The organism is Vibrio sp. 2130-1, from assembly GCF_033339515.1.
The window spans coordinates 1-926 of record NZ_JAWOUT010000119.1 but is presented as its reverse complement, the minus strand read 5'-3'; the positions used below and the strand labels follow the sequence as shown (position 1 = coordinate 926).

Genomic DNA, 926 nt, shown 5'->3' with positions numbered 1-926 from the left:
CATCGCCAAACAAGGTGCTCAAGCCTTCTATCAAGGTGATATTGCCAAAGACATTATCGCAACCGTGCAAACTGCAGTGGGTAACCCGGGCGTGTTGGCACAACAAGATTTTGATACTTACCGCATCAAACAGAGAGAGCCCGTTTGTGCGGCTTATCAAAGCTACGACATCTGCGGCATGGGTCCACCAAGCTCAGGCGCGCTAACTGTCGGACAGATCTTGGCTATCACCGAGCAATACGATCTCAAAGGCTGGGGACCAGACAGCGCCAAATCTTGGCAGGTCATTGCGGACGCATCTGGTCTCGCGTTTGCTGATCGCGGTAAGTACATGGCCGATCAAGACTATGTACCCATGCCAACCGAAGGTTTGTTGGACAAAGACTATCTCAAACAACGTGCCGAACTGATTCAGGTCGGCAAAGCACTGACGAAAGTGGAAGCCGGTAACCCACCGTGGTCACATGCAATGAATCTCAGTATGGATGAATCGATAGAACTTCCTTCCACCAGCCATTTCAACATCGTCGATAAGCAAGGCAACGTGGTTTCAATGACCACCACCATCGAGAACGCTTTTGGCTCGCGCTTAATGGTTCGCGGCTTCCTGCTCAATAACGAGCTGACGGACTTTTCTTTCCGCACTCATCAAGATGGCGCGCCAATCGCCAACCGATTAGAACCGGGCAAACGCCCGCGCTCCTCCATGGCACCGACCATCATCATGAAAAATGATCAACCATACATGGCAATTGGTTCTCCGGGCGGCAGTCGCATTATCGGCTACGTTGCACAAGCCATCATTGCTCATACTCAATGGGACATGGACATTCAGCAAGCGATCAACCAACCAAGAGTGTTAAACCGTTTTGGTACAGTCGACCTCGAGCAAGATAGCGCAGCAACTCAGTTGCAACCGGCACTCG

At 51.4% G+C, this 926-nt stretch carries 1 protein-coding gene; it reads left to right on the top strand.

What is annotated here, in order from left to right:
• Nucleotides 1–926: gamma-glutamyltransferase family protein (locus R7Q09_RS24615; RefSeq protein ID WP_318143757.1), on the top strand; the 926-nt coding region annotated here is incomplete at both ends.